This is a genomic window from Collinsella sp. LCP21S3_A9 (assembly GCF_052118785.1).
Taxonomy (GTDB): Bacteria; Actinomycetota; Coriobacteriia; order Coriobacteriales; family Coriobacteriaceae; genus Collinsella.
Genome location: NZ_JBQKGN010000051.1, coordinates 1 through 1,362 on the forward strand (window position 1 = coordinate 1; position 1,362 = coordinate 1,362).

The 1,362-nt window shown below is 65.0% G+C and carries 1 protein-coding gene; it reads left to right on the plus strand.

The window, feature by feature from the left end; translation table 11 throughout:
- Positions 1–115: 115 nt before the first annotated feature.
- Positions 116–1,306: an IS256 family transposase gene (locus ACTQ05_RS09465; RefSeq protein WP_427727814.1), complete on the plus strand. Its 1,191-nt coding sequence runs from the start codon at positions 116–118 to the stop codon at positions 1,304–1,306.
- The last annotated feature ends 56 nt before the right edge of the window (positions 1,307–1,362 follow it).

A 1,362-nucleotide genomic window follows, 5' to 3' on the forward strand; every position in this document is an offset into this window, starting at 1 on the left:
GGTGACGCATAATTTCTTTCGCAAATTGACAACCGCATAGCGGAACACGGCCCATACCCCGTCATATGATTTCTAGCGACTAAACAACAAATCACCGACGAAGGGGGCACGGGCCGTGTCTGCGAACATCGTATCAGTCGACGAGGAGTCGCTGCGCAACGACATAAAGAATCTGGTGAGGAAGACCGTCGAGGAGACGCTCAACGCACTGCTCGACGAGGAGGCGTCCGAGCTCGTCGGGGCCGGGCGCTACGAGAGGACGGCGGGCCGGGAGGCCTACCGCAGCGGCCACTACACGAGGAGGCTCGTCACGGGCGCCGGGGAAGTCGAGCTCAGCGTGCCGAAGCTCCGCGGGGCGACCTTCCAGACGGCCGTCATCGAGCGCTACCGCAGGCGCGAGACCTCGGTCGAGGAGGCCATCGTCGAGATGTACCTGGCGGGCGTCTCAACCAGGAGGATCGAGGACGTCTCCGAGCTCCTGTGGGGAGCGCCGGTGTCCTCCGGCACCGTCTCCAACCTCAACGAGAGGGCCTTCGCGTCCATCGAGGCCTGGCGGCAGAGGCCGCTCGATGGCGGCTACCCCTACGTCTTCGTCGACGGCATCTACCTCAAGCGCAGCTGGGGAGGGTCCTACGAGAACGTGGCCGTGCTGGTCGCCATCGGCGTCAACTCCGCCGGCGACCGGGAGGTCATCGGCTGTTCCGAGGGGTACACCGAGTCCGCGGAGTCCTGGCGCGAGTTCTTCTCCTGGCTCAAGGGGCGCGGGCTCTCCGGCGTACGGCTCGTCACCGGCGACAAGTGCGCGGGGATGCTCGGTGCGCTCGAGGAGGTGTTCCCCGGGGCCCGCTACCAGCGCTGCACGGTGCATTTCTACCGCAACGTGCTGGGAAGGGTTCCCGTGACCAGGCGGAAGGCCGCGGCGCGCATGCTGAAGGCGATCCACGCGCAGGAATCGCGCGAGGCATGCGCCAGAAAGGCCGAGGAGGTGGCGGAGGAGCTGGAATCGATGAGGCTCGGGGCGGCCGCGAGGACGGTGCGCGACGGGTTCGCCGAGACGCTTGCCTACACGGAATTCCCACCGGAGCACTGGCGCCGGATCAGGACGAACAACGGGATCGAGCGCATCAACCGCGAGATCAGGAGGAGGACGAGGGTCGTCGGGACCTTCCCGGACGGCAATTCGGCTCTGATGTTGGTGACGGCGAGGCTGAAGTACATAGTGGAGCACGAGTGGGGCAAGAGGAGGTATCTGGACATGTCGAAGCTGGAGGAGATGGACGAGCTGAGGGGAAAGGCGGAGGGCTAGAAGAGGACGGGGCGGGAGACGACTAAATCAATTTGCGAAAGAATCTTGACGGTACC